The organism is Arthrobacter sp. Dra40, assembly GCF_059091905.1.
Map to the genome: position 1 here is coordinate 1 of NZ_JBNHHB010000359.1, position 3568 is coordinate 3568.

General features: G+C 64.9%; 4 protein-coding genes. 1 reads left to right on the forward strand and 3 read right to left on the reverse strand.

Going from position 1 to position 3568, the window contains the following annotated elements; translation table 11 throughout:
• The 3 genes from AC5RWT_RS35715 to AC5RWT_RS35725 all read right to left on the reverse strand — a co-directional run.
• A partial coding sequence (locus AC5RWT_RS35715) for an aldehyde dehydrogenase family protein (RefSeq protein WP_494084355.1) occupies positions 1-380 on the reverse strand: 380 nt, incomplete at its 3' end.
• 89 nt (positions 381-469) lie between these two features.
• Positions 470-1417, reverse strand: a complete 948-nt coding sequence (gene kdgD / locus AC5RWT_RS35720) for a 5-dehydro-4-deoxyglucarate dehydratase (protein ID WP_494084356.1) — start codon at positions 1415-1417, stop codon at positions 470-472.
• A 160-nt stretch (positions 1418-1577) separates the two neighbouring features.
• A complete protein-coding gene (locus AC5RWT_RS35725; protein WP_494084357.1) occupies positions 1578-2462 on the reverse strand; it encodes a LysR family transcriptional regulator in 885 nt (294 codons plus the stop codon).
• 159 nt (positions 2463-2621) lie between these two features.
• On the opposite strand from AC5RWT_RS35725, the gene AC5RWT_RS35730 reads away from it, so the two are divergent.
• The coding region (locus tag AC5RWT_RS35730) for a tripartite tricarboxylate transporter substrate binding protein (protein WP_494084358.1) at positions 2622-3568 on the forward strand (947 nt) is incomplete at its 3' end.

Here is a 3568-nt window from a genome sequence, read left to right on the forward strand (position 1 = left end):
TGGTCGCCCTGGCGGACAACCGAGGCAAACAGGCGCAGCTGGCCGGTGGTGCGGCCGCGTTCGCCGTTCAGCCGGGCGACGGGAAGACCGGTTTCGGCCATCGCCCGCTCCACCAGCTCCTCACCCACCGCCTCGATGTTCTCCGCGATCTTCTCCAGGAAGGAGGCGTGCGTTTCAGGGTCCAGCGAGCTGAAGGAGTCAAACGCTTCCGCTGCCGCAGCAGTGGCGGTAGCCAGCTGGGCCGCGTCAATAAGGCTGTAGGCCGGATCCAAGACGTCATTGGTGGCCGGGTCAAAACCGTTGACCGTGCCGCCGGTGCCTGTCACGGCTTCGCCGGCGATGATTGAGTGGCCTGTCAGATTTTTCTGCGTGGTGGGCATCGGATGCTCCTTCTTAACTGCGGATGGTCTGCTGGGGCTGAGGGGCGCAAAGCGGCCGCCCCTCGGGCGGCCGCTTCCGGGCGTTGAACCTAGGCGTTCTGCAAGGCGGTGTTTGCCGGGCGGATGCCGGCGGCGTCGATCAGCGCGGACAGGTCGGCAATATCCGACTCGGTCAGATCCTGCAGCGGCGGACGAACGAAGCCTGCGTCACGGCCGACGGCCTTCAGGCCGCCCTTGACGATGGAGACACCGTATCCCTTGACCCGGTCGCGGATGTCCAGGTAGGGGAGCACGAAGCGGTTGAGCTTCTCGGTTACGGCGTCGCGGTCCTGGTTGCGGACGTCGCGGTAGAAGTCCAGGGCGAACTCCGGCACGAAGTTGTACATCGCCGAGGAATAGGTGCTCATGCCCAGCTGCAGCAGCGGCAGGGCAAAGGTTTCCGCCGTCGGCAGCCCGCCCAGGTAGAACAACCGGTCCCCGTTCTTGGCGTAGACCTTGGTGAGGTGCTCGATGTCGCCGAGGGCGTCCTTGAAGCCAATGAAGTTCGCGTGCCGGTCCGCCAGCGCGGCCACGGTGTCCGCGGAATAGATGGCGTTGGCGCGATTGTAGACGATGACACCGATGTTGGTGGCGGCGCACACTGCCGAGACATGCGCCAGCAGGCCGGCCTGGTCGCATTCGGTCAGGTACGGCGGCAGCAGCAGCAGCCCTTCGGCCCCGGCTGCCTCGGCATCCTGGGCGTTCTGGATCGCTTGGGCGGTGGAGCCGCCAGCGGAGGCAAGAACCGGGACGCGGCTGCCGGCTTCCTCAACGGCCATGCGCACTACGCGGGCTGCCTCAGGCGGGGTCAGGCTAAAGCCTTCACCGGTGCCGCCGGCGGCAAAGAGCCCGGCGACATCGAAGCTGGACTGCCAGTCCAAATGGTTGCGGTAGGCAGCTTCGTCAACGTTCAACTCTGCATCGAAAGCCGTCACGGGGAAGGACAGGAGCCCGTCCTTGAGCTTGTTGGCGAGTTCCTGGGGCTGGTACTGGGCCACGTGCATCTTCCTTTGCGATGGTGCCGGTGCGGCAGGGGGTGAGCAGTGCGATGGTGTTGGTTCCACCCTAGGAAGGGCATTCGATGCTTGTCCAAGCCCTCTTTTGTATGGACTGATGCGCGAAAGGTATCCCTCGATCAGCCGGCGATCGCTTCGGACGCTAAGCGGCTTTCGTCCAGACCCGGTCGAGCATCCGCAGCAGCGCCGGGTTGCGTGAGTCCCGGCTCCAGATGGCGTGCAGCTCCACCGAGTCCGGGGCGACCCCGGCCAGATGCAGGTACGTGACTCCTTCGACTCCCAGCAGTTGTGCCGACTCCGGCACGAAGGCGACGCCGCGGCCGACGGCCACCAGGGCCACCATGGTCAGGATCTGGCTGACGCTGTGGACCACGTTGCGGTGTTCGATCGCCATCTGGCGGACTACCAGGTCGTAGAAGTAGCGCGCTTTGATGGGCGAGTGCATGATCAGCGGCACGTCCTTCAAGTCGGCGTTCGAAATCGGCCGTGCCAGCTGGTCCAGTCGGTGTCCGCTGGGAACGGCCAGCATCAGGTTCTCTGAAAAGAGCAGATGTGATTCGAACACCTCGGTGTCGAAAGGCGGGCGCGCCAAGCCCAGGTCGAGGTCCCCGTCCATAATGGCCTGGATTTGCGCCCCGGTCACCAGTTCCTCAAGTTCGACGTCGACCTCGGGCATCTCCTCGGCGATCTCGGCCAGGAGGGGGCCCAGCAGGCTGAACCCGGAGGCGGCGGTGAAGCCAATCCGGATCTCTCCCGCGCGCCCCGCGGCGATGCGGCGGGCCGTCTGCGGCGCTCTGTCGGCTGATACCACCAGCTTCCGCGCCTCGGTGAGGAAGGCCTGCCCTGCGGCGGTCAGGGTCACCTTGCGGTTGTCCCGCAGCAAGAGTTCGACGCCGATGGTCCGCTCCAGCTTCTGGATCTGCCGACTGAGCGGGGGCTGGGTCATGCTCAGCCGTTCCGCGGCGCGCCCGAAGTGCAGCTCCTCGGCTACAGCGATGAAGCTGCGGGCCTGGTCCAAAGTGAACATGATGCCTTTCCAGTATCATTCAATGCAGTAATGGGCTTGGACATGCATCATAGTCTCTTTCTAAGCTCGGTGTCCGAGCCACAGGTGACCTGCTTCATATGAGACGGGTCACGGCCGACCCCGTTCGAACACCGCTGTTCATCGAGCAAGGAGCCCGAAGTGAAAGCATTCCCCATCCGCCGGACCATCCTCGGTCTGACCGCAGCCTCGGCTGCATTGGCCCTGACCGCCTGCGGCGGAAACGTCGGTAGCACGGCCTCTGAAGAAGGAGCCTTCCCGGCCGGTCCCATCACGCTGACCGTCGGCCAGGCCGCCGGCGGTTCCACTGACCTGATCGCCCGCACCACTGCCGAAGGCATGGCGGACGAGCTTGGCGTCGCCGTTCCCGTGGTGAACAAGCCGGGCGCCAACGGCGCTCTGGCCACCCAGGAAGTGGCGGGGATGAAGCCCGATGGCCAGAACCTCATCCTGCTGAATGCCTCCCTGATCACCATCACTCCGCTGGCTGTTTCCGAAGGTGAAGCTGTCACACTCGACGAACTGGACGTCATCAAGGGCCTGTCCCAGGACGACTACGTGCTGGTGGCCAGCGCCGACTCCGGCATCGAAAACCTGGACGACATCAAGGACAGCGACAAAAAGCTGACCTTCGGCACCACCGGCGTGGGCACCGGCTCGCAGCTGGCCCAGGCCATCCTGTTTGCCCAGGCCGACGTCAAGGGCACCGCGGTTCCGTTCGATTCGGGTTCTCCTGCACTGACCGCCGTCATGGGCAACCAGGTCCAGTTGGCCACCATCCAGCTCGGTGAAGCCAAGCCGCAGATCGACGCTGGCACCGTCAAGCCGATCGTCGTCTTCTCCGACGAGCGCAACACCTTCCTGCCGGAGGTTCCCACCGCCATCGAAGAGGGCTACGAGGTTCCGGTGTCCCAGTACCGCGCCCTGGCAGCGCCGAAGGGCCTGCCGGAGGACGTGAAGGCCAAGCTCGTGGCGTCCGTCGATGCTGCCCAGTCCGCCGACAGCTACAAGGCGTTCAACGAGAAGAACATGCTGACCCCTAAGGAGATCTCCGGCGAGGAAGTCGTCCAGCAGTGGAACGACTTGGC